The 25,719-nt window shown below is 62.6% G+C and carries 24 protein-coding genes, 13 tRNA genes and 1 other RNA gene; 4 read left to right on the plus strand and 34 right to left on the minus strand.

Features of this window, described 5'->3' with window-relative positions; genetic code table 11:
• Nucleotides 1–2 precede the first annotated feature (2 nt).
• The 7 genes from VN934_09460 to VN934_09490 all read right to left on the minus strand — a co-directional run bounded on the left by VN934_09460 (nucleotide 3) and on the right by VN934_09490 (nucleotide 5,832).
• On the minus strand, nucleotides 3–446 hold the full coding sequence (locus VN934_09460) for a chemotaxis protein CheX (protein HXM19025.1): 444 nt from the start codon (nucleotides 444–446) through the stop codon (nucleotides 3–5).
• Entirely contained in the window at nucleotides 443–925 is a 483-nt protein-coding gene (locus tag VN934_09465) for a chemotaxis protein CheX (protein HXM19026.1), read from the minus strand. The genes VN934_09460 and VN934_09465 overlap by 4 nt, the downstream gene beginning before the upstream one ends.
• Before the next feature lie 4 nt (nucleotides 926–929).
• Nucleotides 930–1,292 carry a response regulator gene (locus VN934_09470; protein HXM19027.1) on the minus strand — a complete coding sequence of 121 codons (363 nt, stop codon included), beginning with the start codon at nucleotides 1,290–1,292 and terminating at the stop codon, nucleotides 930–932.
• A gap of 20 nt (nucleotides 1,293–1,312) precedes the next feature.
• Nucleotides 1,313–3,496, minus strand: a complete 2,184-nt coding sequence (locus tag VN934_09475) for an ATP-binding protein (protein HXM19028.1) — start codon at nucleotides 3,494–3,496, stop codon at nucleotides 1,313–1,315.
• Nucleotides 3,497–3,509: 13 nt separating this feature from the next.
• Nucleotides 3,510–4,841 (minus strand): OFA family MFS transporter, encoded by a 1,332-nt coding sequence (locus VN934_09480; GenBank protein HXM19029.1) that lies wholly within the window; start codon nucleotides 4,839–4,841, stop codon nucleotides 3,510–3,512.
• 162 nt (nucleotides 4,842–5,003) lie between these two features.
• A tRNA-Leu gene (locus tag VN934_09485) sits at nucleotides 5,004–5,087 on the minus strand.
• An 88-nt stretch (nucleotides 5,088–5,175) separates the two neighbouring features.
• Nucleotides 5,176–5,832: a helix-turn-helix domain-containing protein gene (locus VN934_09490; protein HXM19030.1), complete on the minus strand. Its 657-nt coding sequence runs from the start codon at nucleotides 5,830–5,832 to the stop codon at nucleotides 5,176–5,178.
• Nucleotides 5,833–5,902: 70 nt separating this feature from the next.
• On the opposite strand from VN934_09490, the gene VN934_09495 reads away from it, so the two are divergent.
• The gene (locus VN934_09495; GenBank protein ID HXM19031.1) at nucleotides 5,903–7,126 is read left to right on the plus strand and encodes an MFS transporter; all 1,224 of its coding nucleotides are present in this window, start codon (nucleotides 5,903–5,905) and stop codon (nucleotides 7,124–7,126) included.
• A 19-nt stretch (nucleotides 7,127–7,145) separates the two neighbouring features.
• On the opposite strand, the gene VN934_09500 is transcribed toward VN934_09495, so the two are convergent.
• The 3 genes from VN934_09500 to VN934_09510 all read right to left on the minus strand — a co-directional run bounded on the left by VN934_09500 (nucleotide 7,146) and on the right by VN934_09510 (nucleotide 8,049).
• A complete protein-coding gene (locus VN934_09500) occupies nucleotides 7,146–7,463 on the minus strand; it encodes a hypothetical protein (GenBank protein ID HXM19032.1) in 318 nt (105 codons plus the stop codon).
• 22 nt (nucleotides 7,464–7,485) lie between these two features.
• Nucleotides 7,486–7,950 carry a BON domain-containing protein gene (locus VN934_09505; GenBank protein ID HXM19033.1) on the minus strand — a complete coding sequence of 155 codons (465 nt, stop codon included), beginning with the start codon at nucleotides 7,948–7,950 and terminating at the stop codon, nucleotides 7,486–7,488.
• A gap of 23 nt (nucleotides 7,951–7,973) precedes the next feature.
• Nucleotides 7,974–8,049, minus strand: a tRNA-Lys gene (locus VN934_09510).
• A 76-nt stretch (nucleotides 8,050–8,125) separates the two neighbouring features.
• Between VN934_09510 and VN934_09515 the strand changes: the two genes are divergently transcribed.
• The gene (locus VN934_09515; protein ID HXM19034.1) at nucleotides 8,126–10,249 is read left to right on the plus strand and encodes a prolyl oligopeptidase family serine peptidase; all 2,124 of its coding nucleotides are present in this window, start codon (nucleotides 8,126–8,128) and stop codon (nucleotides 10,247–10,249) included.
• A gap of 2 nt (nucleotides 10,250–10,251) precedes the next feature.
• On the opposite strand, the gene VN934_09520 is transcribed toward VN934_09515, so the two are convergent.
• The 6 genes from VN934_09520 to deoC form a co-directional block, all read right to left on the minus strand.
• Nucleotides 10,252–10,323, minus strand: a tRNA-Lys gene (locus VN934_09520).
• A gap of 8 nt (nucleotides 10,324–10,331) precedes the next feature.
• A tRNA-Arg gene (locus VN934_09525) sits at nucleotides 10,332–10,405 on the minus strand.
• 8 nt (nucleotides 10,406–10,413) lie between these two features.
• A tRNA-His gene (locus tag VN934_09530) sits at nucleotides 10,414–10,490 on the minus strand.
• Between the two features lie 520 nt (nucleotides 10,491–11,010).
• On the minus strand, nucleotides 11,011–11,880 hold the full coding sequence (locus VN934_09535) for an aldehyde dehydrogenase family protein (protein HXM19035.1): 870 nt from the start codon (nucleotides 11,878–11,880) through the stop codon (nucleotides 11,011–11,013).
• On the minus strand, nucleotides 11,877–13,352 hold the full coding sequence (locus tag VN934_09540; GenBank protein ID HXM19036.1) for an aldehyde dehydrogenase family protein: 1,476 nt from the start codon (nucleotides 13,350–13,352) through the stop codon (nucleotides 11,877–11,879). The genes VN934_09535 and VN934_09540 overlap by 4 nt, the downstream gene beginning before the upstream one ends.
• Nucleotides 13,327–14,208: a deoxyribose-phosphate aldolase gene (gene deoC / locus VN934_09545; GenBank protein HXM19037.1), complete on the minus strand. Its 882-nt coding sequence runs from the start codon at nucleotides 14,206–14,208 to the stop codon at nucleotides 13,327–13,329. The genes VN934_09540 and deoC overlap by 26 nt, the downstream gene beginning before the upstream one ends.
• Before the next feature lie 101 nt (nucleotides 14,209–14,309).
• Here deoC and VN934_09550 point away from each other — a divergent pair, with 101 nt between their 5' ends.
• The gene (locus tag VN934_09550; protein ID HXM19038.1) at nucleotides 14,310–15,071 is read left to right on the plus strand and encodes a hypothetical protein; all 762 of its coding nucleotides are present in this window, start codon (nucleotides 14,310–14,312) and stop codon (nucleotides 15,069–15,071) included.
• Nucleotides 15,072–15,080: 9 nt separating this feature from the next.
• Nucleotides 15,081–15,827: a hypothetical protein gene (locus VN934_09555; GenBank protein HXM19039.1), complete on the plus strand. Its 747-nt coding sequence runs from the start codon at nucleotides 15,081–15,083 to the stop codon at nucleotides 15,825–15,827.
• Here the strand turns inward: VN934_09555 and VN934_09560 are convergent.
• The 18 genes from VN934_09560 to VN934_09645 form a co-directional block, all read right to left on the minus strand.
• Nucleotides 15,821–16,624, minus strand: a complete 804-nt coding sequence (locus VN934_09560; GenBank protein ID HXM19040.1) for a hypothetical protein — start codon at nucleotides 16,622–16,624, stop codon at nucleotides 15,821–15,823. The two genes, VN934_09555 and VN934_09560, sit on opposite strands and share 7 nt — an antisense overlap.
• A gap of 67 nt (nucleotides 16,625–16,691) precedes the next feature.
• Nucleotides 16,692–17,189 (minus strand): isoprenylcysteine carboxylmethyltransferase family protein, encoded by a 498-nt coding sequence (locus VN934_09565; GenBank protein ID HXM19041.1) that lies wholly within the window; start codon nucleotides 17,187–17,189, stop codon nucleotides 16,692–16,694.
• A 32-nt stretch (nucleotides 17,190–17,221) separates the two neighbouring features.
• A tRNA-Arg gene (locus VN934_09570) sits at nucleotides 17,222–17,297 on the minus strand.
• Between the two features lie 8 nt (nucleotides 17,298–17,305).
• Nucleotides 17,306–17,380, minus strand: a tRNA-Pro gene (locus VN934_09575).
• Nucleotides 17,381–17,908: 528 nt separating this feature from the next.
• The gene (locus VN934_09580) at nucleotides 17,909–18,508 is read right to left on the minus strand and encodes a non-canonical purine NTP pyrophosphatase (GenBank protein ID HXM19042.1); all 600 of its coding nucleotides are present in this window, start codon (nucleotides 18,506–18,508) and stop codon (nucleotides 17,909–17,911) included.
• A 2-nt stretch (nucleotides 18,509–18,510) separates the two neighbouring features.
• Complete coding sequence (gene lepA / locus VN934_09585) at nucleotides 18,511–20,340, minus strand: translation elongation factor 4 (GenBank protein HXM19043.1); 1,830 nt, start codon at nucleotides 20,338–20,340, stop codon at nucleotides 18,511–18,513.
• A gap of 75 nt (nucleotides 20,341–20,415) precedes the next feature.
• Nucleotides 20,416–21,477, minus strand: a complete 1,062-nt coding sequence (locus VN934_09590) for a peptidoglycan DD-metalloendopeptidase family protein (protein ID HXM19044.1) — start codon at nucleotides 21,475–21,477, stop codon at nucleotides 20,416–20,418.
• A gap of 10 nt (nucleotides 21,478–21,487) precedes the next feature.
• Nucleotides 21,488–21,967, minus strand: coding sequence for a DUF4446 family protein (locus VN934_09595; protein HXM19045.1), 480 nt, complete (start codon nucleotides 21,965–21,967; stop codon nucleotides 21,488–21,490).
• Nucleotides 21,968–22,094: 127 nt separating this feature from the next.
• Nucleotides 22,095–22,193: signal recognition particle sRNA small type (gene ffs, locus VN934_09600), an RNA gene on the minus strand.
• A gap of 42 nt (nucleotides 22,194–22,235) precedes the next feature.
• Nucleotides 22,236–22,326: transfer RNA gene (locus VN934_09605), tRNA-Ser, on the minus strand.
• A 53-nt stretch (nucleotides 22,327–22,379) separates the two neighbouring features.
• Nucleotides 22,380–23,237 (minus strand): hypothetical protein, encoded by an 858-nt coding sequence (locus VN934_09610; protein HXM19046.1) that lies wholly within the window; start codon nucleotides 23,235–23,237, stop codon nucleotides 22,380–22,382.
• 10 nt (nucleotides 23,238–23,247) lie between these two features.
• Nucleotides 23,248–24,327, minus strand: a complete 1,080-nt coding sequence (locus VN934_09615) for a hypothetical protein (protein ID HXM19047.1) — start codon at nucleotides 24,325–24,327, stop codon at nucleotides 23,248–23,250.
• Nucleotides 24,328–24,390: 63 nt separating this feature from the next.
• A tRNA-Ser gene (locus VN934_09620) sits at nucleotides 24,391–24,481 on the minus strand.
• A gap of 52 nt (nucleotides 24,482–24,533) precedes the next feature.
• Nucleotides 24,534–25,007, minus strand: a complete 474-nt coding sequence (tadA, locus tag VN934_09625) for a tRNA adenosine(34) deaminase TadA (protein ID HXM19048.1) — start codon at nucleotides 25,005–25,007, stop codon at nucleotides 24,534–24,536.
• A 24-nt stretch (nucleotides 25,008–25,031) separates the two neighbouring features.
• Nucleotides 25,032–25,105 (minus strand) — tRNA-Arg (locus VN934_09630).
• A 43-nt stretch (nucleotides 25,106–25,148) separates the two neighbouring features.
• Nucleotides 25,149–25,220 (minus strand) — tRNA-Met (locus tag VN934_09635).
• Between the two features lie 285 nt (nucleotides 25,221–25,505).
• Nucleotides 25,506–25,580, minus strand: a tRNA-Arg gene (locus VN934_09640).
• A gap of 15 nt (nucleotides 25,581–25,595) precedes the next feature.
• A tRNA-Ser gene (locus tag VN934_09645) sits at nucleotides 25,596–25,688 on the minus strand.
• Nucleotides 25,689–25,719 lie beyond the last annotated feature (31 nt).

Below are 25,719 nucleotides of genomic sequence, written 5' to 3' on the forward strand. Positions count from 1 at the left end.
ACTCATGAGGCTAGCGCGATGCCGAGATACGCGAGTTGGTCGTTCCACTCGATCGGCAGCATGAAGCGCGTTGAGGGGATGGCGAACGAAGGCTGCTGGCCATCCTGGATGGTCTCGGGAACCGAGATATGCAGCTGATTGCCGAACTGCTCGCGCGCGTTGCTGGCGATCGTGCTCGCCATCTCGCCGACCAAGTCGCGGCGCAAGCTGTCGTCGACATCCTTCTCGCCGATGCGATGCAGCACTTCGGTCAGAAAAGCGCTCGGCATGGTGATATAGATGCACCCTTCGTTCGAGCCGGACAAGCGGATGAAGCCGCTATAGTCCAGGAAGCTCGGCGGCCGGAATTCGATGACCGGCTCGCGCAGATGCGGTTTCTGGCGCGCGATCTTCTGGAAATAGTTGACGACGATCCCGACGAAGAGATTGAGGTCGCTGTCCGTCACGATACGGCTCCGTTCATCGACAGCGGCTCTTCATCTTTCAGGCAGACGATGAGCGACGAACGGTGCCCGTCCCACAGCACCGGGATCACGAACGTCGCGACGTTGTTCGGGAAGTGGATGGCTTCGGGACGGCCACGCAGCACCACCGGGACCGAGATGAGGAAGTTGCGGCCCAGGTGTTCGCGCGCGTTGCCGGAGATGGTGTTGGCGATCTCGCCCACAAAGTCCGCGCACATGTCGTCGGAGACGTCGGTCTCACCCAGCTGCTGCACCAGCTTTTGGACCATCAGGCGGGGTGCGGTGTAGTAGACGCAGCCGCGGTGCAGGCCCGTGATGCCGATGATGGCCGAAAAGTCGGAGATGATCTGGTCCGCCGGTTCCTTCAAAAACGGCGTGCCGATCTGCGCGGGCACTTCGGCTATCGTCTTGAAATAGTTGGCCGTCCCGTTGATGAACACGCGGATCTCTTCTTCCGTCATGCTGTCAGTTCTCGAACAGTTCCGTGAGCTCTGTATCGAGCATCTCGGGGGTGAAGGGTTTGAGCAGGAACCCCTGCGCGCCGCGCTTGATCGCTTCGACCGCCGTGGCCTTGTCGGCTAGAGCTGAAATGACGAGGATGAGAGTGTCCGGCTTCTTGGCCAGGATCGCATCCACGCACGACAGTCCGTCCAGCTCGGGCATCGTGATGTCCATCGTGACGACGTCGGGCTCGAAAGCATCGAACTCTTTGAGCGCGTCCACGCCGTTGCCGGCCGTGCGGACCTCTTCAAAGCGCTGCCCGCCGATCATGCGCTCGATCGCGCGCCTGATCACGTTCGAGTCATCGACGATCAGCAGTTTCATCATCCTCGTCTCGCCGCGCGCGGTCATTTCGGCAACATGAAGGAGAACTCGCAAAAACGCCCGGGCACGGCTTGTACCGAGATTTCGCCGCCCCATTCGTCGACCACCCGCTGCTTGATGATATCCATGCCCATGCCGCGGCCGGCTTCGGCGGTCGAACCGTTCCTGGTCGAGAAACCTGGCGCGAAGATAAGACTCGCGAGTTGAGAGTCATCGACGCTGCGCGCCTGGGCATCGGTGAGCAAGCCGCTTTCGACTGCGCGCGACCTGATCTTGACCGGGTCGAGGCCATGGCCGTCGTCGCGAAACGTGAACCCGAAGAAGTTCGCGGGGACTTTATCGCGCTTGCGGATGCTGATCGTCGCCGAGCGGGGCTTGCCCAAGCGTAGCCGTTCTTGCGGGTCTTCCACGCCGTGCGCGAGGCTGTTGCGCGTGAGTTGGATGAGCACGTCGCGCAGCAGCGGCCTCCGATCGGGCGCCACGTCGCGCGTGTCGAAACCGTTCGTCTCAACCTTGATCTCTTTGCCGAGCTTGAGCGCCAGCGATCGGGCGAGTCCCTCGACCCCGGCGAGGATGTCGTCGCGAGTGGCCGGTGCGGCGGACCCCGGAGCCGGCGGCGTTGCGTGCGCCGGCGCGGCGACCACGCGCTGGATGCCCACAAGCTTCTCGCGCAGTTCCCCGAGCTCCTCAAGGTCTGAGCGCATCTGCGACTGAGCGATTGCGACCGCCAAGAAGTCGTCGCCGCTGAGCGATTTACGGCTGCGCAGGTCGGACAGCTTGGTTTCGAACTGTTCTGCCACTTCCTGGAAATAGTCGAGGTGCAAGTAAGCAGCATTTCCCTTGATGTTGTGCACGCAGCGGAACACGGTGTTGAGCCGCTCGCGCATCAGGTTGAGCTGCGGGGTCCCGCCGGCCGTGAGATCCTCGGTCTTCAACGCGGCGTTGATCTGGTGAAGCTGCTCCTCGGCCAACTTGATGAACTCATCGAGCTGGACGGGGTCGACGTGTAGGATGCTCAAGAGCAGCTCGAATTGCCGGCGCTTGAGTTGTTCCGATTCGCGCAGCCGATTCTCGAGTTGGACGCGGGCCGTGACGTCCGTTACCGCGACGAACACGCGCGGAATGGTGGTCCCATCGTAGATGCGGCGGAACGTGAATTCGAGGAAACGCAAGAGAAAGCCGCCCTGGGGATCGGGGAAGTTGACCTCGACCTCGTCGAGCGGATTGACTTTGAGCACGGCGCGTTCTTTCTTGGCGGAATCGAAGAGCAGCGCCAAATAGTCCTTCGTCGTGTTGTACATCTTCTCGGTGAGGATGCGCTGCATGATCGCCAGGAAGTTCACGCCCGCCGGCTCGGGCAGCCTGAGGATCTGCTTGACCTCACGCGAGTATTGGCTGGAGATCCGATACAGCGGATCGATCAGCAGCAGACCCTGCGTGACCGTGTTCATGATCAGGTCGGTGCCGGCTTGCGCTTCCGCGAGTTGGCGCGAGCGCGCATCGATCTCGACGTTTTTGTCCTCGAGATTGATGGCGTAGCCTTCGATTTCGCGCTGCCCTTCCTGTACTCGCAAGAACAGCAGCCCGACGAAAGCTACAAAACCGAGGATGCCGATGACGCCGAACAGATTGCGTGGTGCCGTCAGCGGCACGAGCGCGCGCGCTGAGGCGGCCCGCACCGCTAGAGAGAGCGCTGTGGTCTGGTCGAGCAGCGGTCCTGCGTTCTTGCGGGCGTATGCGACCGCCAGGGGCAGCGCGGCTGCATCGCCGCCTTTGAGTTTTTCGATCAAACGCGCGAGGGGCTGCCACAAGGCTTGGGCCTGTTGCGCAGCGGTCAAGCCGGGACCTGACGGCAGCGGGTCCAGGTTCAATTGCGCGCCGCTCGAGTCGGTGAGGATGCCGCCGCGCACGAAGGCGTTCAGTTCGGTATCGAACTGCTCCGAGGCCGTGAGCAGGTTTGCGATGTCGGCTTGCGGGGACTTCCGTCCCGAGGCTTCGGTCTGCACTGCCAGCAGCAATTCCGGAACGCGCTGTGACAGCATGCGTTCGCGTTCGGCTGCGTCGACTTGGATCGCTTGTGTCTGCGATCGCTGCGAGATCGCGTCGTCGTAGAAGATGACTCCCGCCAGCGAAAGGATGAAGGCAAGGGTGCACAACGTCGTGGCGACGTTTTGCGCGATGCGGATCCAAACGGAGCGCTCGTTCACGCGCCTGAGCCGGTCACTGCGCCGCCGGGAGGGTCGCCGGGGCGGCCGTCTCTTCGGGTTTGCGGATGATGAACGGGATGATCATCGCGACGATGGGGAGGATTGCGGCCGGGACGATCGCGCCGCTGAACGAGCCCGTGGCGTCTTTCACCGCCGAGATGAACAGCGGTCCGAGCAGTCCAGCGCAGCCCCACGCGGTGAGCACCAAGCCATAGTTCGCGCCGAAATGCTTGGTGCCGAAGTAGTCGGCGTTGAACGCCGGCATGACGCCGAATCCGCCGCCGTACGAGAGCAAGACGATGAAGTAGGATGCCGCGATGAACGTGATGTCGGTGAGGTGCCCCAGCGTGAAATACACCGCGACTTGAAGTCCGAAGATGAAGACGAAGGCGGCGTTCCGGCCGATGTAGTCGGAGAGGGTTCCCCAGACGATGCGGCCCGTGCCGTTTGCGAGCGCGACCGTGGCGTACGCCGCTGCCGCGACAGCGACCGGCGCTTTGCTCAATTCTTGGATGATGGGCACGGCGTTGCTGATGAGCAAGATGCCGCAGCTGACGTTGAGGAACAGCATCAGCCATTGCATGTAGAACTGCCCGGTGGTCAGCATTTCTTCGGTCGTGAAGGGACGCGTCGCCAGGGTGGCAGCCGCGGCTCTGCCGGGGCGGATGTAGAGAGCCGGCGGATTGTCCACGAACACGGCACAGGCCAGGCCGACGATGATGATCGCGATGCCGGAAATGACGAAGATCGTCATGAGATCGTGGACTTGGCTCGGCGCCAACGAGTAGCGATAGTGATCGAACGCGACGTGCGCTGCGAGCGCGTCCGCTTTGGCCTTTGCGTAGACGCCCGCGGCCTTCGCCACGTCCGTGAACGTCGGCATGTATTTCAGGGCGTTGTTGTAGATGTAGCTTCCCAAGCCGAAGCCCATGATGATCAGGCCGCCGCCGAAACCGCGCGCGTCGGGGAACCACTTGATCACCGCGGACACGCAGGCGATGTATCCGAAGCCCAATCCTAATCCGCCCAGCACGCCGTAGGTGGCGTACAGCCACAGCGGACCAAATTGCGGTGTGCCGAGGCCTGCCAGGATGTTCCCCGCGCCCCACATCACCACAGCCGCGAGAAGCACAAAGCGCGGCCCGCTGACGTCTTGCCAGCGGCCGCCGACAGCGGCGCCGATGCCTAAGAAGAGGTTAGCGAGCGCGAACGCCCACGTGGTGGTCGTGTTCGACCAGCCGAAGCTCGCGAGCAGGGGTTGGGTGAACAGGCTCCATGAGTACACGGTGCCCAAGCATACCATTACGAGCACGCCGGCCAGCGCGACGACCCAGCGGTTCTTCATCTGACCTCTATAGGACTTGCGGCGCAGGCTTGCGGTTACAGCCGCGCCCTTCCTTAATAATCGGCCAAAAACAGCCCCTAATGTAGCGTTTTGGCTAGGCCGTAGCCGCGGACCGATCAACACCGTAGCCACGGACCTTTAGGTCCATGTCGCGCCTCGGGCTGGGCAAGACAGGAATCGAACCTGCAAGGGTGTTACCCCACCGGATTCTAAGTCCGGCGCGTCTGCCAGTTCCGCCACTTGCCCAGGCTAATTTTAAAAGGGTTCGCGGCTAATCGGTGCCATCCATCGCGCTTCTGCAATCATTCTTGTAACCAGATTTCCTGAAATAGCGCTAGGCGCGGTAGCTGACTCCAAGGTAGCTCAAGAAGACGCGGGTGAGTTCGCGGGCTAGTTCATCGTCATTCCGCGGGAGGCGCGGGTCCTCCATCTCGGGCAAGACATCGAGCACCACGATCTCCTGCAAGGCGGCTCCGAGGAGCATCAGCGCGAACGTGACCGCTTTTGCCGGATGCGGGTGCCGGATCTCCTTCCGCTTGAGCAACAAGAAGTCGGCGACACGCTGAACCGACCGCACCTCAACCTCGACAACCTTCTTCTTGAAGGCCGTGTCCGGGTGGGCCAAGATGAACTGGTGGATCGCGCGCAGCATCCGCGCGTTCTTGCGGTGGGCTGCAAGGCTCGTCTTCACGGCCATCTTGGCGAAGTCAGACAGCGACCCAAGCTTGGCAAGCTTCGGCGTCAGGACCGCCGCGTTCGCCGCCTCCAACCGCTGCACGAAATCCAGCACCGCACTTCGTATTAGGGCGTCCTTGTCGGGGAAGCGCCGGTACACCGAGCCCGCGGAAAGCCCGGCACGAGCGGCGACGCGCGGGACGGTCGCCGCTTCGAGCCCCTTTTCATTCAGGATCTCACGGGCTGCTCGCATCAGGCGCGCCTGAGATTCCTTGCTGCGCGCCTGCTGCGGTTCAAGGGTCTTTTTTCGGACCATCGCTGCTCAATCCAACGCTCTCGTCCATCGGGTCTTGACAGAACGTGAATGTAGGTTTACATTTACATTCATGGCAAGCACAATCCTTTCCGCTTCGAATGCCGCCCGGCACCCCTTACGCAGTCCTGCCTTCCGGCTGCTATGGATCGGCCGTACGGTCTCAAATCTCGGAGATCAATTCTACCTCGTCGCGCTGCCGTGGCTCGTTCTTCAACTGACCAACTCCAGCCTCGCGCTGGGCACGATCATGATGACGGCGACGATCCCCGTCGCCGTGCTCATGCTGGTGGGCGGAGCGGTCAGCGACCGTTTTTCGGCGCGCAAAATCTGGATGCTGACGACGTCTGCGCGCACGCTGTCCGTCACCTTAGTCGGCCTGCTCGTCTGGTTCCATGCGCTCCAGCTCTGGCACGTCTACGTGCTCGCGCTACTCTTTGGAGTCGCTGACGCCTTTGCGGCTCCCGCTGCTCAGACGTTCTTGCCCTCGCTTGTGGACCGGGAACAATTGCCGGCAGCAAACTCGGTCACGCAAATGACCCAGCAGCTTACGACCATCCTGGGTCCGGCACCGGCCGGGCTCGTCATCAGAGCGTTTGGCGTGGCTTGGGCATTTTTCATCGATGCATTTAGTTTTCTCTTCGTCATGGCCGCGCTCTGGCGGTTGCCTGACCCCCAACGCTCACAAACCGCCGCCAAGAAAGGACTGCTGCACTCCATCGCTGAGGGGCTGCACTACATCAACAGCGATGCTGCGTTGCGCTCGCTGCTCATCCTCGCGGCGGCGTTGAACTTCTGCCTTTCTGGGCCGATCTCGATAGGCTTGGCCTGGATCGCCAAACAGAACTTTGCGTCGCCCGTGGCATTCAGCATCTTTGTTTCAGCCGTGGCCCTCGGTTCGCTAATAGGCGCGGCTCTCGCTGGGCTCTATAAACCGCGCCGGCGTGGGGTCACGATGATCGTGGTGAGCGCGCTGATCGCGTTGTTCACCGGGCTTCTCGGTTTGCTGGCGCACGCGTGGCTCTTGGCAGTCGTTCTGCTGGCGATGGGCGCTGCGGCCGGCTTCTTGAACGTGCACATCATCGCTTGGTTCCAGCAGCGCGTTGAACGCGAAATGCTCGGCCGGGCGACCAGCGTGCTCATGTTTGCGGCCGTTGGACTCGCACCCGTTTCGCTGCTGCTCGCGGGTCTCGCAGTGAAATGGAACCTCACGGCGATGTTCGTCAGTTCCGCCGTCTTGATGTTCCTGGCTGCCGCCGTCGCAGCGTTGACAAAACCGGTTAGGGAAATTCAGTAATGCCGCCACTTGCCCACGCCTATATTGGATTTTCTCGGATTCGCCGCCAATGAGCCAATATTGCCGCCGCTACGTCTGCCGGCTCTTCCTGGTCCCATCGGACCCTAATAACACCTGAAATTGGAGGCAGGCTTGCATCTGTCGCCACGAAGCATTCGTAGACACCAGCGTCAACCGCGCGGTAGCCGAACTCAAAATCGCCGAATCTTCGAGATGCGCCGCTCGAATTCGTTGACCCGGCTACCTTTCCGATCTCCTCAAAGTAAGTTTTTATCCAAGCGTCCCGGCGGTCCGCCCACTCCAGGTCATCCAGCGATGGGAAATCTACGTTTTCCATGAACTGCTCTCAGTTCGGGGCGCTAGCCCTCGGCGTGATGCTCCACGCGTAGGAGATTGCGCACCGTGCCGTCCGGAGACGCATCGCGTGCCAGCAGATCGGCCCGGCGCCACTCCTCGTCGTCAGACACGACGCCCTGCAGCAAAAGCGTGTCCCCGACGGCATCGACGACGATAGGCCGCTCGCGCAGCCGGTCGTCTTGCCCCAAAGCCCGGCGCAGTTTTGCGATCGGCGAATGCGACTTCGCAATCATTTCGCGCACGGCCGCGAAGACTTGCTCGGTCACGCGCATCATGGTGCTCGCGCCGACGTAAACGGCCGCCGTAAGCCGGTCTTGATCGGAGCGCAGTACGCGGGCAAGACGTGCGGTGCCGTAGCGAAGCCGGCGCGCCATCTCCAACCTGCAGGCAGGCGGAGACGCGATCAGGCCGGCGACTGCTCCCAGGAGTGCCGCGGAAGCGATTCCGCTTGTAAGTCGAGTGTCCACTTGTCGCCCCCGTTTTGTTCGAGTGGTGCGTCGTGAGGGACTTGAACCCACAACCAACGGATTAAGAGTCCGCTGCTCTACCAATTGAGCTAACGACGCGCGCGGCGCATTTCGCCGAAGCGGATATTACTACATGCGCACGAATTGTACCCTTCGTTTCTTAGGAGGTCTAGCGATGATACGGAGTCTCGTTTTTGTCGTTGCTTTCGTCGCGTTTGCGTCGACGCTCGCACTGGCGGCCTCGGGTCCGCCGCCGACGCGCGTTGCAAGCGTCAGCGACACGTTCTTCGGCGCGGCAGTGGCTGACCCATATCGGTGGCTTGAGAACGATCGCTCGCCGCAGGTATCCGCGTGGATCGATGCGCAGAACAAATACGCCGACGGCGTGTTCGCTCGTTTCAAGGACCAGGCCGGCATCAACGCGCGACTTCGGCAGTTGGCGCTGACCGGACCACAGCAGTTCGGCGCCAAGGTGGTCGCGGGCAAGCTCTTCTCCTTGCGGGAGGTTCCGCCGCAAGCGCAGCCGGTGCTCGCCGTCCAAGCGTGGCCGCTCGGCGCCTTGCGAACGCTCGTGGACACCAATCCGGCGGGCGGGCTCGTGTCGATCGAAGGTTACTGGCCGTCACCGGACGGGCGCTATGTCGCGTATGCGACCCAAGAAGCCGGCGCCGAAGCGACGACGATGCACGTCGTGGAGGTCGGATCCGGTCGAATTCTGGCGGAGAGCCTGCCGCGCGTCGGGGGAGGCACGTCGACCGACGCGCTGGCTTGGGATGGCGACTCAAACGGCTTCGTCTACACGCACGTGCCGGCTCCGGGCAGCGTTCCAAAGGGACAAGAGTTCTTCAATTCGGTTCTTTTCCATCACAAACTTGGCTCTGCCGCGAGTGCTGATACGCTCGCGCTTGGCAAGGGCTTCTCGCCTGTGGCCGAGTGGAATGCGATGGACTCACCCGACGGTCGAGCCGCGGCGCTCGTGCACTACGGCGACGGCTCGTACTGCAACGTGTATCTGCGCGAAGGCGGACGCTGGGTCAAAGTCGTCGACGCTTCCGCGGGCGTGTTGGTGGGCGATGACGAGACGCGCGTCCTCACCGCTGCGTTCGTCGGCGACCGGCTATACGTCATCGAGACTACCGGGCACCCGCGCGGCGAGATCGTAGCGATCGATCCGCACGGAAAATCGCGCACGGTGCTCGCGCAAGGCGACTGGGCGGTGCGCGGGATCTATGCTATTCGCGGGGGCTTCCTGACCCGGGAGGTGTGGGGCCCCGCGTGGCGCGTGCGGCAGTTCACGGCGGCCGGCATGTTGGTGCGCACGGTCGCGCTGCCCTCGCGCGGCATCAGCGTGGGCACCATAGCGGCTGAGCCCGGAAGCTCCGCCGCGCTCATCGAGTACGCGGGCTGGACCACACCGGAGCGCTGGGTGCGCTACGATGCGCAAAGCGGCGCGCTCACGACGCTGTATCAGTTGAAGCCCGCGGCCGATTATTCGGACGTCGCCTTCACCGTGGAGTATGCGGTGTCGCGCGACGGCACGCGGGTGCCGTTCACGGTCCTCCACAAGCGCGGCGCCGCTGCGAATGCGACGGCACCGGGCATCCTCACGGCCTACGGCGGCTACGGGCTCGAACAGGGGCCCTTCTTCATCGGCTCCGCTCTGTTCTGGATCGAACGTGGCGGCGTCTACATCGTCGCCAACATCCGCGGCGGCGGCGAACTCGGTGAAGCGTGGCACTTGGGCGGCAATCTCACGCACAAGCAGAACGACTACGACGACTTTGCGGCGGTCGCTCAAAAGGCGATTTCTTCGGGATGGGTGGCGCCCGGACGGCTGGGCATCGTCGGCGGCAGCAACGGCGGCTTGCTGATGGGCGCAGCGTTGACGCAGCATCCGGAGCTTTACCGCGCCGTGGCGAGCTTCGCCGGGATCTACGACATGCTGCGCGTCGAGCTCACGCCTAATGGACGCTTCAACGTCAGCGAGTACGGCACCGTGCAGAACAAGGATCTCTTCGACGCGTTGTATGGCTACTCGCCGTATCATCACGTGACGGCGGGCACGAAGTATCCGGCCGTGATGATGGTGACCGGTGAGAACGATCCGCGCGTCGCGCCGTGGCAGTCAAGAAAGATGATCGCGCGATTGCAGGCGGCGAACGCGGGCGCCAATCCGATCGTGCTGCTGACGCGCCGCGCGGCTGGCCACGGCATCGGCGCATCGTTCAGCCAGCGGCTCGGCGACCGCTCGGCGCAATACATTTTCTTCGCGAATGAGCTTGGTCTGCCGATGAAGTGATGTGCCCCGCCCGAGACTTGAACTCGGAACCACCCGGTTAAAAGCCGGATGCTCTACCGTTGAGCTAACGGGGCAGCTTGACCGCGCCTGGGGGGACTCGAACCCTCAACCGCCAGATTCGAAGTCTGGAACTCTATCCAATTGAGCTACAGGCGCAGGGGGAATGGGGTGAATGACGGGGGTCGAACCCGCGACCTTCGGCGCCACAGGCCGACGCTCTAACCAACTGAGCTACACTCACCGCGCTGCGACTTTCTATTCCTCCTCGTACTTTCGGGCTCCCGCCTTGTATCGGCGCTGTTGTGCCGTCCTTCGTCGGTGGCAGTTCGCGCAACGTACTTCGCATTTGGCCATCTCCTCCTCGATAAGTTCCCAAGAGTCACCGTGTCCGACCAAGACGGCTACGCTCTCCAGCTTCAATCCTCTGACGTGGTCGAACTCGAGGACGACGGGATCCGATTCACCGCAATCGACGCAAGGGTGAGAGGAAAGGTACGCATCGACCTTCTGTTGGTTTCGCAACCGGTAGCGCCGCATGTTCCGACGTCTGTGCCCGTTGTACCGGGCCGCGTTGGCTCGATAGTAGCACCGTTGATACTCCTCTTGGCAGGGCTTGCAGTAGCTTCGTAGTCTTGACGCCCTGGGACTTCGCGTATCAAACCGGTCACTCGGCAATAGCTGCGAGCACCGTGGGCAACGTTTCCACATGCGCGTATTATCACGCGCGATGCAGAATTGTCTAATTCTTATACGTTGCCGCTCTACACGCCGGCGGGGTGCCACACCGTTTTGATTTCCATGAACGCTTCGATCCAGCGCGGGCTTTGCGAAGCGTCGCCGAACCAGAACTTGCGATCGCGCGTGCCGCTGCGACGCACGCGCTTGACGCTCTCGCACGCGGCCACATGAGCGCGCTCCGCTAGGCCTGAGTCCGCCGTCCAGATGTCCAATGCATTCACATCGAAATGCGCCGCCACGTGCGGCAGCAGTTCCGCCGGCTCGCCCGTCAGGATATTCAACACGCCCTTGGGCATATCGCTCGTGGCCGCTGCTTCAGCGAAGGCGATGGCGCTCAGCGGGTCTGACGATGGGGCGAGCGCGACGACCACGTTGCCGCCGCTCAAGGGAGGGATCACCGTTGATACCAGGCCGAGCAGCGAGGGCTGCGCGGGCGCGAGCACGCCCACGACCCCGGTGGGCTCAGGGCTGCTGACGTTGAAATGCGGGCCCGCCACCGGATTCTTGGTGGACAGCACTTGTTCGATCTTGTCGCACCAGCCCGCGTACCAGATCGCGCGATCGACCGCGGCTTCGAATTCGCGCGCTGCCTCTCGCGCCGTCGCGCCTCCGCTCAGAAGCACGTCCACGAATTGCTCGCGTCGCGACTCCATCATCTCGGCGAGACGATAGATGATCTGTCCGCGGTTGTAGGCGGTCCGGCCGCGCCAGCCGGCCCACGCTCCACGCGCGGCTCGCACCGCATCGCGCACATCTTTCCGCGTGGCGCGCGCGACGTGATGCGTGCCGTCGCGCCGCGCAATCGCCATCGTTCGGCCTGATTCCGAACGCGCGAACTCGCCGCCGACGAACAGCTTGTAGGTCTTGCGAACCGGCAGGCGCGCGGGCTTCACGTCAGCTCCAGATACGGAAGCAAGCCGTGGCGGCCGCCCTCGCGACCGAAGCCGCTCTCTTTGTAGCCGCCGAATGGCGACGTTGGATCGAATTTGTTGAACGTGTTCGCCCACACGACCCCGGCGCGAAGCTGCGAGGTGATCTTGAAATTCTTGCTGCCTTTGTCGGTCCACACCCCGGCGGAGAGGCCGTAGCGCGTGTTGTTCGCCTTGTCCACCGCTTCTTCGGGAGTGCGAAACGTCATGACCGAAAGCACGGGGCCGAAGATCTCTTCTTGGGCGATGCGATGCGAGAGCGCAACCCCGGTGAAGAACGTCGGACGGAACCAGTAGCCGCGCGCGGGCAAGGCGCACTCGGTCTGAAAACGCCGGCAGCCGTCCTGGTCGCCGCTGGCCGCCAATTCCTCGATCTTCTTCAACTGCTGTTTCGAATTGATCGCGCCGATGTCGGTGTTCTTGTCGAGCGGGTCGCCGACGCGCAGGCTCTGCATGCGCCGGTGCAGTTTCTCCACCACGGCTTCGTGCACGGATTCTTGAACGAGCAGCCGGGACCCGGCGCAGCACACGTGGCCCTGGTTGAAAAAGATGCCGTTGATGATGCCCTCGACGGCCTGATCGATCGCCGCGTCGTCGAACACGATGTTGGCCGCCTTGCCGCCGAGTTCCAACGTGACGTGCCGGTTGCGCTTCGCGCACGCCTTTGCGATGATCTTGCCGACTTCGGTCGATCCCGTGAAAGCGATCTTGTCCAACGCCGGGTGGTTGACGAGCGCGCTCCCCGTAGGGCCGGGACCGGTCAAGATGTTCACCACGCCGGGAGGCAGGTCGGCCTGCTCGATGATCTCCGCCAGGAGCAGCGCGGTGAGCGGCGTCGTCTCCGCCGGTTTGAGCACGACCGTGTTCCCGCACGCGATCGCCGGGGCGATCTTCCACGCCGCCATGAGCACAGGAAAGTTCCATGGGATGATCTGGCCGGCGACGCCCAACGGGCGCGGCACGGCGTTAGGAAAGGCCCAGTCCAGTTTGTCGGCCCAGCCCGCGTAGTAGAAAAAGTGCGCGGCGGCCAGGGGAATGTCGACGTCGCGAGACTCCTTGATCGGTTTGCCGCCGTCCATCGATTCGAGCACCGCGAGCTCGCGGCTGCGCTCGGTGATCGCGCGCGCGATGCGATAGATGTATTTCGCGCGAGCCGCCGGTGCGAGGCGGCGCCAGTAGCGATCGTATGCGTGGCGCGCGGCTTTCACGGCGCGATCCACATCTTCCGGATCGCCTAGCGCGATGTCGGCAAGCTTCTCCTCGGTCGCGGGGTTGATCGTCGCGAAGTACTTGCGCGAATGGGGCGCCAGCCATTTGCCGCCGATGAAGAGGCCGTAGCGGGAGCGCAACTTGATGTAGTCGTGCGCTTCGGGGGCTGGCGCATACTCCCAGCCCTTCGCCAGCTCGGCTTTAGTCGCGCGTGTAATAGTCTTCACTCTGGTAACTTCCGGAGCGCTGCTTGTGGAGTTGCATCAGCACGTCGTTGAGCAGCGAACTCGCACCGATGCGGAACAGGTTCGGGGTGAGCCAATCATCACCCAGGGTTTCCTTCACCACGACGAGGTATTGCAAGGCTTGTTTCGATGCGCGGATGCCGCCGGCAACCTTGACTCCGACCCTGCGCCCCGTTCGCGCTTCGAAATCGCGCACCGCCTCGAGCATCACCAAGGTGACCGGAAGCGTCGCCGACGGCATCACTTTGCCGGTCGAGGTCTTGATGAAGTCGGCGCCCGCCTCCATCGCGAGCAGACTGGCCCGGCGCACGTTGTCGTAGGTCTCGAGCTCGCCGGTCTCCAGAATAACTTTCAGGAGCGCGCCCCCGCATGCGACCTTCACGGCCGCGATCTCTTCCGCGACTTGCGCGTAATGACCGGCCAGGAACGCGCCGCGATCGATCACCATGTCCACTTCGTCGGCGCCGAGGGCCACGACATCGCGAGTCTCCGCCAATTTTACGTCGAGCGGCGCCTGGCCGCTTGGAAACGCCGTCGCGACGGAGGCAACCCGCACGCCGGAGCCTTGCAGCGCTTTCTTCGCGGCCGGCACGAGGTTTGGATAGACGCACACCGCGGCCACCGAGGGGACGCTTGCGTAATCGGGGTCCGGCCGCACCGCCTTGCGGCAGAGTTGGAGAACGCGTCCGGGGGTGTCCTTGCCCTCGAGCGTGGTGAGATCCGTCATGGATATCGCGAGATGCAGGCCCGTGATCTTGGCGGAGGTCTTGATGCTGCGCGTCGCGAGACTTGCGGCCCGCTCTTCCACACCGACGGCATCGATGGTGGTGTTCAGCATACTCCGTTCCTGCTCTCCAAAACACGCGGGACCTTCCCTGCACGGGCTTGAACCCCCTTATCGCACACGGATCCATGCCGGTCAGGGCGCAAGGAGCCGCTATGCTCGCCCCGCTCGTGTTCGCACTCGCACTCGATGCTACGCCCGCACCTCTTGCAGCAGCGCCGTATCGGACGGTCGTGTTCAAAGTGGCGTTCGCGCGCCGTCAAGAACTGACGACGGAGACGTACGGCGGCTTGGTGTCGCAGCCGGCCGCCAGCAATACGTCTGGAGGCTACGGCGGATCCGGACCCGTCATGCCTTCCATCTACGAACCGGCGCCCAGCGCTAAGACCGCGATGACGTTGGACGACGGCACGCTCAAGGTCGAGTTTTTCAACGTGCGCGATGGTCCCGTATCGGTTCGCATCACGGAGAATCTGCGCTCGCATTCCGGACCCAACGTGTTCACGGGCTTCGTGACGTCCGAGGGCGTGCCGCTTTTCAACGGCCAAGATTTCAGCGTCCTTGAACGCTTGACGCTTCCGTTCTTCGGCCGGGCTTTTGGCGGCGGCCGATCGTTCTCGCCCGGCACCCGGTTCGATCTCAACATCCGCACGGAGGCCGCGAACGTGGTCAGCCTCTTCACCGTCACCGGCGTCGCCGGCTCGGCGGTGCTGCTCGACGAACTACAGACTGTTTCGGTGACCGCGGCGCGCGGCATGGATCTCGTCACGCGCGGCAAGGTGAGGTATGACCCAGCCCAGCAGGCGCCGCTGTCAGGCGACTTCGAGGAGCGGGCCTCGCGAAGCACTGCGGAGTCGACGAACCAGATCGTCACGAGCGTGCATTTCGAACGCATTTCCGATTCGATCAACAGCTGAGGTGCGAACATGATCGTGCCATTTGTTTTCGCGATTGCTCTGAATGCGACGCCCGCCCCGGCGCCCGCGGGGGCGACTCAACCACTGCGAGAAGTGGTGTATAAAGTGTCGTTCTTCCGGAGGCAGGAAGTCGCTGTCGAGCACTATGGCGGCGCGATGCCCAATCCGATTCCCGGCGGCCCGGTCATCTTCGATCCCAATCCGACGTCCAATCGCAAGTTTTCGCGCGACGACGGCACGGTGACCGTGGATATCATGGGCATCCAGAACGATAATCTGCTGGTGCGCGTCGTCGAAGCCTTGCACGGCAGGAGCACGCCCGCGACCTTCGACCTGATCGTGGCGCCGAACGGCGTGACGAATTTCGGCGATATGGACGTCAGCATCTGCAGCCGTTACCTCATGCCGTTCTTCGGCAGGCTGTTCGGAGGAGGCGGCCGGTCGTTCGATCAGGGGTCGAAATGGGAGGTCGAGTCGCGCAACGATGTCGTGGATGTCATCGACGACTACACGGTTTCGAAAGCGGAAGGTTCGACCGTGCTCTTGGACGAGCTGCAGCAGGTGAAGCTCAAGTCTGCGCGCGGGATGAACCTCACCACGCGCGGCAGCATCAGATACAGTCCCGCGCTTCTCGTGCCGATCTCCGGCACGCTCCAAGAGCGGGGAATGGCGAGTTCGGCGGACGGAGCCAACTCGATCACCACGGATCTCACCTTCGAGCGCCTCTCAGACTCGTTCGCCAAGGCTTCTCAATAGCGCGCACCCGGCGGCGGTTGAAGCGACCGCATGAAGGCTTGCGTCGCGGTCCACCAGCCGGTTGAGTTGTCCCAATCGAACTTGCTCGAGCCCCACAGGACGATGCCGTCCGCGTCGCGGCGCGCGTTATCGAGTTGGAATTTCCAGTATGACGAATCCACCCACTGGAATTGCTTCGGCGTGTTGTCGTGATATTGGGGCCAGAGATAGAAGTACACGGGCTTGCCGGGTCCTAGGTCGCGCGCTTCGTCGGCCTCTTGTTTTGCGCGCTGGGCCCACTTCGCCCTATCGTCGTCGAAAGTGTACATGGGCGGGAAGAACGCGTCGACGTGCTTGGCTAGTTCGCGCGCAAGCGGCAGATCGACGGCCGGGACCTTGGTCAAAGTCTCGCTACCGTAGAAACCGATGACCTTGCCCGGCGCGTCCTCGTGCGCCCAGTCGGCGAGGGTGGCAAGCGTTTCCATGTTGGCTTTGGCGTTTGGACCCTTCACCGGCAAGAGCTCGATGTCGATGACCAAGGGTCCGGGGTTCTTGTTGTGGCTGCGCACGAGTTTGCGGTAGGCGTTTCGGTCCGGCAGTTTGCCTTCGTTTGTGTGATGCGGCCAGATGGAGCCCTCGTAGAGGATGTTGGAGATGATCAGGCCGTCTCCGGTCGTGTCGAGTTTTCCGCGGAAGAACATGTTGTCGTAGACCGGGAACGGGCGGATCGGAAGGTCGGCGATCGCCTTCTGGGCAGGCGCGAAGGAGCCGATGAGAGCAGCAAGACCAAGCAACGCAAGCGCAAAGCGAAATTTCATTGCGAGTTCCCCTCTTGCTTAGTCTAGCAGCGGGCCGTCCGAATCGCGACCGGCGGCGGTGGTTTACTCAGCCGTTACCGCGCCAGGGCGTCAGGCGCGGAATCCAGCGTGGCACGTTGTCGCAGAAGCGGCGGTATTCGGCCCCGAAGGTTCTCTGCAGAGTGGGCTCCTCGTAGAGCCGGACGAACAGGTGGGCCACGATCCAGACACAGATGCCGTAGACGAGCAGGCGAGGATCGCCGAAAAGCAAGCCCTGGCCCACGATCAACGCCAAACCGGCGAGGTACATCGGGTTTCTGACGAAGCGGTATAGACCGGAGACCACGAGGTGCCGAGTCGGCAAGATCGGCGCCGGCGTGCCGATGCCCTGCAGCGCGAAACGCGCGAATGAATCGAGCAGAACGTACAAGCCGATCGCGATCAGAATGCCCCCGATATACGGAATCGCTTCGACCCCAAGTAACGGCGGCTGCCGATGCCATCGCGAGATCCACCACGGAACGAAACCCACTACGGTTCCCGGTGCGATGACTAGGAACACGAGCGATCCGAGAATGGTTGTCACGCGTGTCAGCGAGGTTGCACCGTTTGAAAATGCGCGCCCGGCGGGACTCGAACCCACGACAAAACCCGCTTAGAAGGCGGGTGCTCTATCCATCTGAGCTACGGGCGCACGAAAAATCGGGCGGACAGGGATTGAACCTGCGAACCTCTCGGCCCCAAACCGAGCGCTCTACCAAGCTGAGCTACCGCCCGTAGTGGGATTTCACTTCCCTTATCCGCAACTCGAGTCCCGCCTCCCATCCAAATTGCTTCGCCGTTTTTCGGCGATGACAATTCGCGCACCTTACCTCGCACTTCTCCATTTCCGCCAAAACGCGTTCCCATCTCACGGCCTGTGCCGCCAAGCGGCTGACCGACGAAACTTTGTCAGGCCGCACGTGGTCGAACTCAAGCACTCTCAGGTCGGACTCACCACAGTCGACACAAGGGTGCGCTAGTAAGTACGCTGTGATGAGCTCCCGATTTCGAGATCTGTATCGTTTCGAGTTCCTATGGACTAGCCGCTGGTGGTTCTCGGAATACTTGTGATAGTTCTCTCGTTGGTACGCTAGCTTGCACGGAAAGCAGTAGGCGTTTCTGGAGTAGCCATTCCGTCGCCGAAGAGGGAACTCTCGGAGCAGTTTGCTCTGTTTGCACCTGGCGCATTTCTTGACAAGCGAGAGTTGATCCATGTAAACGATATCACGCACGCGCGTGAACATGTCTAATCCGTTTTGTGTTTTATTGGAACTTTTGTAGCAGTGCGCGCACCGCGTTGCCCCGATGCGATACGGCGTTCTTCTTCTCACCGTCGGTCTCGCCAAACGTGCACGCGAACGGCGGATAGAAAAAGATCGGATCGTAGCCGAATCCCGCAGTGCCGCGCGGTGCGTCGGCGATCAAACCTTCGACCTCGCCGCTCGCGATCAGAGGTTCGTGGTCTGGTACGACAAGCGCGCACACGCACACATAGCGCGCGCGGCGCTTCGAGCTTGGAATCGAACCAAGCCGGCGCAAGAGGTCGGCGTTGCGCTGCTCCGGGGTCGAATCCGGCGAAGGCGTTCTCGCAGATCGTATGCCCGGGTCCCAATCCAGGTCTTCTACTTCAATCCCGGAGTCGTCGGCAAGCGCCGGACCGCCGCGCACTTGCGCCAACGCGCGGGCCTTGAGCACTGCGTTCTCTTCATACGTTTCGAAGCGTTCGTCGACATCGGGATACTCGTCACCCGCCAGCACCAAGAGCGGCAGCCGGTCGCCCCACACAGCCGCGATCTCCCGAAACTTGTCGGCGTTGCGCGTCGCGACTGCGATAGCCACCCGCGGATCGAGCCGCAGCGTCAAGACTAGCCGCCGCTGCGTTCCAACTGCAGCACGGCCATGAACGCCTCTTGAGGCAGCTCGACGTTGCCCACCTGTTTCATGCGCCGCTTGCCTTCTTTCTGTTTCTCCAGCAGCTTGCGCTTGCGCGTGATGTCGCCCCCGTAGCACTTGGCGAGCACGTTCTTGCGCATCGCCTTGACGGTCTCGCGCGCGACGACTTTGTTGCCGATCGCGGCTTGGATCGGCACGTCGAACATCTGCCGCGGGATCACTTCCTTCAACTTCTCGGCCAGCAAGCGGCCCCACAGGGGCGCCTTGTCACGATGGATGATGAACGACAGCGCGTCGACCGACTCGCCGTTCAACAGGATATCGAGCTTCACCAAATCGCCCTCGCGGTAACCGATGAGCTCGTAATCCAAACTCGCATAGCCCTTCGTGCGCGACTTCAGATGATCGAAGAAGTCGATGATCACCTCGGCCAGCGGCATCTCGTACTGGAAGATCACGCGCTGGGGCGAGATGTAGTCCATCGACAGCATGGTACCGCGCCTGCTTTGGCACAGATCCATGATCGGCCCGATATACTCCGCCGGCGAGATGATGGAGCAGCGCACGAACGGCTCCTGCAGACTCGCGATCTCGGGCGGCGCCGGCAGTTTCGCCGGGTTGTCGATCGTCATCTCCACACCGGCATTTGTGCGTACGTGGTACACGACCGACGGCGACGTCGCGATAAGCGACAGCCCATACTCGCGCTCGAGCCGCTCCTGCACGATCTCCATGTGCAGCAGCCCGAGGAAACCGCAGCGGAAGCCGAACCCCAGCGCGATCGAGGACTCCGGCTCGTACGACAGCGACGCGTCGTTCAGCTTCAACTTCTCCAGCGCGTCGCGCAGGTCGCCGTAGTGCACTCCCTCATTCGGATACAGCCCGCAGTACACCATCGGCGTCACCTTACGGTAGCCGGGCAGCGGCACGTGCGCCGGTGAATTCGCGTCGGTCAGCGTATCGCCGACCGCGATCTCGGACAGCGACTTGACGTTGGCGATCACGTAGCCCACCTCGCCGAGATCCAGCATCTCCGCGGGGCGCATCTCCGGCTGGAACGTACCGACCTCCATGACCTCGAAAACGCGATCGCTCACCATCGAGCGGATCTTCATACCCGAGCGCAGCGCTCCATCCACCACGCGCACGTAACAGATCACGCCTCGATACGCATCGTAGTGCGAGTCGAAGACCAGCGCCCGCAGGTGCTCGGCCGAGCCCTTCGGCGGCGGCACGTAGCGCACGATCGCCTCGAGGATCTCCTCGATCCCGATGCCTTCCTTCGCCGACGCCTTGATGGCGCGCGACGCCTCGATCACCAACGTCTCCTCCACATCGCGAATCACCGCATCGGGATTCGCCGAAGGCAAGTCGATCTTATTGATGACCGGGATGATCTCGAGCTTCGCCTCATCCGCCAAGTAATAGTTCGCGAGCGTCTGCGCTTCGATGCCCTGCGCTGCGTCGATCACCAGCAGCGCCCCCTCGCACGCCGACATTGAACGCGACACCTCGTACGAAAAATCCACGTGCCCGGGCGTGTCGATCAGGTTCAATTCATAGGTCTCGCCGTCGCGAGCCTGATATTGCAGGGTGACCGGATGCGCTTTGATCGTGATGCCGCGCTCGCGCTCGAGATCCATCGAGTCGAGCACCTGATCCGTCATATCGCGCGCGGCCAGCGTGCCGGTGATCTCCAGCAGCCGGTCGGACAAGGTCGTCTTGCCATGATCGATGTGAGCGGTGATGCAGAAATTGCGCACGCGTGCGTTCGTGCGCGAGACGGCTACGCGATGGGACATGCGCACACTGGATGGGCGGCGTTAGGCACACCGCAGGCGTTCGCCGAACGGCGTCGCGATTCCGGGGCTTGAGGTTTACGAGCTGATCTGGGGAAGTTGCGGCAGGACGCTGCCCGACAAGAACGGCTCGGGATTCACCGGGGTTCCGTTCAGCAAGACCTCGTAGTGGACGTGCGGTCCTGTCGCGAAGCCGGTTGAGCCGACGCGCGCTATGAGCTCGCCCTTATGCACGCTCTGCCCGGCGCTCACGAGCAACTCGGTGTTGTGACCGTACCACGTGACGTAGCCGTTGCCATGGTCGATCTCGACCTTCTCGCCATACCCAGAATCCCAGCCGGCCAGGATGACGGTACCGGATGCGGTGGCGTACACCGGTGCGCCGTAGTCGTTGACGATATCGACGCCGGGGTGGAACTCGCGATCCGGGTAGCTCCGATAGCAGAAACAACCCGTGATGCTTCCCTCGGTCGGCCAGATGGACGGCATCGCGTCGAGCGCGCGCTGCCGGGCCATCGCCTCTTCGCGCCGAGCCTCGGCCAAAGCAAGCGCCTTGCCCTTGAGCACCAGCGCGTCCGAATAGGTGTGGTCCAGCTCGATCGCGAGCACCGACATCTGCGCTGACTCGCTCGCAAACGTCACCGTGCTGTCCTGGTAGGCGCGGGCCAGCGCGACCACTTGTGCCCACAGCGTCGGCGAAGGCGGCGCGTGCATCGGCACTACAGCGACGGGTAGCGGCGCAACGGCGACCGGCTCCGGCGCAAGCATCGCAAACGGTTTGGCTTGCTTCGCCGTTCCGACCGGCGGGTGGGGCGCGGGAGTGGCCGTCAGGCGGCGGATGACCTGATTCTCATGCTGGATCTGGTGCAGCTGGCGCCACATATAGTTGGTCTGGTTCGAGAAATTGACCAACTGCTGACGCTGAGACGTCGTCACCTTCTGGAGCGCCTTCACCTGCGCTTCAGCGGCGCGCACCTGCACTTCATGATCGAAGAACAGCGCCGCGACGACAGCCAGCACGCAGGTCAGCCCGATTGCCACATGACGGTGCGTCACTTCGAGCTTGTACACGGATGCGGCGTCATGCGGAATGATCTTGATGACGATACGCTTATCCGGCGATAACAATCCCTTCGGCACCCATCTCCCCCTATTTTTTCGATTTAGAAGCGGTCACGGCGATCTCGAGCGCGCGCTGTTCCTCAGCGCTGACCTCTTTGTCGGCGGCGAAGTTCCGGACGGCCTTCGCATACGTCCGCACTTCTTCGCGCGAATAGATGCTCGAAATCAAAAAACCATTACCGCGCCCATCGATCGCGGCCAAAGCATATGAGAGTTCTGATCCGACGTCCGGGAATGCGTTGAAGCGCACGAACCCGACGTGTTGCAGGGCGTCTGCGGAAGCCGCCTCAAGGGCAGCCATCCGGTCGCGCAGCGCTCCAAGGCTCTCCGTGTTGTTTTCCGGGCCCGTCTCAGATACGGTGTCCCCGGAAGATCGGAACCTCGGCCGCGCGACGGCCCAGTGGTAGATCGCCGTTACGGCGATGGAGCATGCGGCGCATAAAGCTACGATAAGAAAGATTGCCGCAGTGCTCAACCCAGCCCCTAAAGACGTGCTAACGTCATTCACGGGACAGGCACCACCCTGCCTTCGCAACCAAGCATACCACTCCTCCCTCTAACGCGCCTGTGACCGTCATCCAAGTGTCCCACCAAAGCCTCACCAGCCTTATGAAAATAAAAAGGCGGGGGAGCTTTTGCCCCGAGCTGGCCGCGGCACTCGAAAGGTCCCACACGCCGCTGCTACCTTCCGGTCCTGACGGGGTTAGCGGGTTTTCGTCGCGCGGGGCCCGGGGCTCGGCATGGTTACAGCCGTGCGGCTACAGGTTCCTTGCAAATGGCGGAGAGGGAGGGATTCGAACCCTCGAGACGGTTTTAGCGCCTACACGATTTCCAGTCGTGCCTGATCGACCACTCCAGCACCTCTCCCCCAGTGGCCAAGCACGTCAAGTTCAAGCGCGCACCCAGCCATCCATGCTCTTTTATCTCGACATGAACGTCAGGCTGGCTTGCGCGAGTACCCCGTTTCCGATCAGCCGCAGCCGGCCGGACGGCGTGTAACCTGGGCATGCCGGCACTAGGCCGAGCACGTAATACAGATCGATGGTGTGCTGCCCCGGGGCCGGCGCGGTCGCAGTCACGCCTCCATTGATCGTTTGTCCGAGGTTGAACGAGGTGATGGGCTGACAGTAGTTGAGCAGCACGCCATCGAGTTTAGCCGCGACCGCGGTGCTGGCGTTGGGCCCAAATGTCTTCCAATTGTCGGTGAGCGAGTAGTTCAGCGTGAACGGTTGCCCAGAGCTTGGAGCCCACGAATTGATGCCGGTGATCGTCAGCGTGAAAGCGCCGGGAGGCGGCGGGCTGAATTGCGCCCCGAGAGGCGCCGGCGTCGGCGTCGGCGTCGCAGCGATGCAGCTGGAACAGAAAAGGATCTTGGGCGAGCCCGTTATCGTGAATGGGACCGCAGGAGCCATCAGCCCAACCCCATTAGAAAAGATGAGCGTCACGAAGATGTTGTGCTTCCCCGGCGCGCCGCTCACGGTGATGCTCGGCGGGTTTTGCGTGTTCTGCCCAAAACCCACGCTGACGTTGTTGCATCGGCTCACCGGAACGGTCGCGACCACAGTCGTGTTGTCCACGGTGATCTCGAAATGGTCGGGCGTTGCGCCGTTGGGCCAGGGATGCGGGTCGAAGCCGCACGCCCAGAGCATGATCTTCGTGCCGCTCGGCCCCTGATCCGGAAAGATGACCGCGTTTGCCTTTGGCCCGGACGCGAGCGATGGCCCGGCGACCACGCCGAGGAATACGGCGAGCGTTATCCCGATAACGGAGCGATTCATCGACCTCTCCTTAAATGCGCACCCGCGCGGGGCCAACGCTAAAGCCGCACCACGGCACCCAGCCGCCGTGCGCGCCTCCGAGCGCCTTGCTCGACCAACGCCACGACGCCCCACGAGCGCGCAGCGTCGCGACCGAAAAGGTCGCCTTCCAGGCCGGCGGTTTCAGCGCTCCGACGCCGGGGTAGTCCTGCCATCCCGCGCTCGCGAGATACTGGAGCAGCAATTCGGCGGATGTCTCGCCCGCCGACGGGGTGACCGAAAGCAAAACCGCATCGCCGGATACCGGATTCGCGCACTCCAGATACGAGAGACTCGGCCCTTCGGAGGTCAACGCCATCCCGCTGAGCGCCTTCGGGTTGATCTTGAATTGATCGAGGGCGACCAATACGTGGCCGCCGCTGATGCCGAGCGCGATCAGCGGGTACTGTTTATTGGCCGGGTCTTGCAGCACGATCGCGCTCAAGATATCCAGCTGGTGCTTCCACGAGTCCAAGAAATGGCTTGCCGTCACGGCGCTCGTGAGCAGGGCACCGAAATTAGCGACGGTGCCGTGCGGCTGAGGCTGCGCCTGCAGCGAGAAACCGGGTGCCGGTGCGACTGATCCTGCGCCGCCGACAATAGTGAACGGTGTGTTGCTGACGTCGATCTCGAGCCCGATCTCCATGTCGAACGTCGCTGCATAGGTAGCGCTCGGCGGCACGAGTTTCGGGTTCGCGGGATAATGCGAGCTTTGAACTTTTGCGCCGTGCAGGACATACTTCACACCCACGCGGTTTCCGGTCAACGCCTTGGCGCGCATCTCCCCGCTTGGCGGAAACGAGCATGTGAAGAAATCCTGCTGACTCGGCATCGCATAGCCGCTTCCATTCAACTGCTGCCAAATGGACGTGCACACGCCGGCGCGAGCCGTGTTCCAAAACCCATCGAGCTGCGTCTTCAACGCCGAATCGTAGTTCACGAAGGTGGTCCCGCCGCGCGTGAATCGGATGCCGCCAGCGAAATCGTCGATATCGCCGTCGCCATCGGCGGATGCGATGCCCGGCAGCAACAACAGCCCGGCGGCGAGCACAGCCCGAACGAGTCTGACCACGTACGATTGTCCCCCGTTACGGCGGTAACGCACACCGGGGTCTTTAGGTTCCTTGGTCACGCATGGCGGAGAGGGTGGGATTCGAACCCACGAACGGGTTTAACCGTTACTCGCTTTCGAGGCGAGCGCTATCGACCAGCTCTGCCACCTCTCCATAGTTGACCTTCAAAGAGGGCCTCGGCCGCCCCTTTGCCGATCGTCGCGGGTCAAAGCTCGTCCGCGCGACGGTCTCTAAAAAATGCACGCAGCATCTCTGCAGCTTCCTCTTCCATCACGCCGCGCTCGACCGCGACGCGGTGGTTCAGTCGCGGATCATCGCACACGTTGAGCACCGATCCGGCTCCACCGCCCTTGGGATCCGCGCATGCGAAGACGATGCGATCGATCCGCGCGGCCACGCATGCGGCGGCGCACATGACGCAGGGTTCTTTGGTGACGTACATCGTCGCACCCGACAAGCGCCACCCGCCGCGATGCGCCGATGCTTGGCGCAGTGCGACCATCTCGGCGTGCGCCGTCGGATCGTGATTGGCTTCCTTTTGATTGAACCCGACCGACACGATCTTGCCGTCGATGACCAGCACGGCGCCGACAGGCACGTCGCCGTGGCGCTGCGCGGTCTCGGCAAGTTCCAAGGCCTTACGCATGAAGCCGGTGTCGGTGGAAGTCGTGACGCTCATCGTCTCCGTGTTTCGACAGTACCGCGCGCCCGAGTGGGCTCGAACCACCAACCTTCGGCTTCGGAGGCCGACACTCTATCCAATTGAGCTACGGGCGCATTATGCATTCGCGACGCGTGGTTCACCTCAAGAAAAAGCGTGTGCCTCGGGCAAGACTCGAACTTGCGACCAAGGGCTTATGAGTCCCCTGCTCTACCTCTGAGCTACCGAGGCCCGCTCCGGGGCTAAAGCCCCGGCACTACACCCGAGCTCCGCTCGGGTCGCTACATTCGTTCCGGGGCTAAAGCCCCGGCACTACACCCGAGCTCCGCTCGGGTCGCTACATTCTTTCCGGGGAAGCCCCGGCACTACACCCGAGCTCCGCTCGGGTCGCTACATTCTTTCCGGGGCTAAAGCCCCGGCACTACACTCGAGCTTCGCTCGAGTCGCTACATTCGTTCGACTAGCAAGACGTAGGTGCGGCCGCCGGGCGCTGCCGACGGCCGCAGTTGTTGCGATCGCGCTCGGAGGGACTCGAACCCCCGACCTCCAGATTCGTAGTCTGGCATTCTAATCCAGCTGAACTACGAGCGCACGCACTTGATGATTCGGAGAGAGAGGGATTCGAACCCTCGATAGCGCCTTTACAGCACTATAACGGTTTAGCAAACCGCCGCCTTCAGCCAACTCGGCCATCTCTCCGCGGGACGTTCGTCAGTGTACCACAGCCGCT

The sequence above is a fragment of the Candidatus Tumulicola sp. genome (assembly GCA_035601835.1).
Classification (GTDB): domain Bacteria; phylum Vulcanimicrobiota; class Vulcanimicrobiia; order Eremiobacterales; family Eremiobacteraceae; genus DATNNM01.

Coding starts and splice junctions, on each gene's coding strand:
- VN934_09465 (HXM19026.1), bottom strand. CDS start 925: ATGACGGAAGAAGAGATCCGCGTGTTCATCAACGGGACGGCCAACTAT.
- VN934_09470 (HXM19027.1), bottom strand. CDS start 1,292: ATGATGAAACTGCTGATCGTCGATGACTCGAACGTGATCAGGCGCGCG.
- VN934_09480 (HXM19029.1), bottom strand. CDS start 4,841: ATGAAGAACCGCTGGGTCGTCGCGCTGGCCGGCGTGCTCGTAATGGTA.
- VN934_09490 (HXM19030.1), bottom strand. CDS start 5,832: ATGGTCCGAAAAAAGACCCTTGAACCGCAGCAGGCGCGCAGCAAGGAA.
- VN934_09495 (HXM19031.1), top strand. CDS start 5,903: ATGGCAAGCACAATCCTTTCCGCTTCGAATGCCGCCCGGCACCCCTTA.
- VN934_09500 (HXM19032.1), bottom strand. CDS start 7,463: ATGGAAAACGTAGATTTCCCATCGCTGGATGACCTGGAGTGGGCGGAC.
- VN934_09515 (HXM19034.1), top strand. CDS start 8,126: ATGATACGGAGTCTCGTTTTTGTCGTTGCTTTCGTCGCGTTTGCGTCG.
- deoC (HXM19037.1), bottom strand. CDS start 14,208: ATGCTGAACACCACCATCGATGCCGTCGGTGTGGAAGAGCGGGCCGCA.
- VN934_09550 (HXM19038.1), top strand. CDS start 14,310: ATGCTCGCCCCGCTCGTGTTCGCACTCGCACTCGATGCTACGCCCGCA.
- VN934_09555 (HXM19039.1), top strand. CDS start 15,081: ATGATCGTGCCATTTGTTTTCGCGATTGCTCTGAATGCGACGCCCGCC.
- VN934_09560 (HXM19040.1), bottom strand. CDS start 16,624: ATGAAATTTCGCTTTGCGCTTGCGTTGCTTGGTCTTGCTGCTCTCATC.
- lepA (HXM19043.1), bottom strand. CDS start 20,340: ATGTCCCATCGCGTAGCCGTCTCGCGCACGAACGCACGCGTGCGCAAT.
- VN934_09610 (HXM19046.1), bottom strand. CDS start 23,237: ATGAATCGCTCCGTTATCGGGATAACGCTCGCCGTATTCCTCGGCGTG.
- tadA (HXM19048.1), bottom strand. CDS start 25,007: ATGAGCGTCACGACTTCCACCGACACCGGCTTCATGCGTAAGGCCTTG.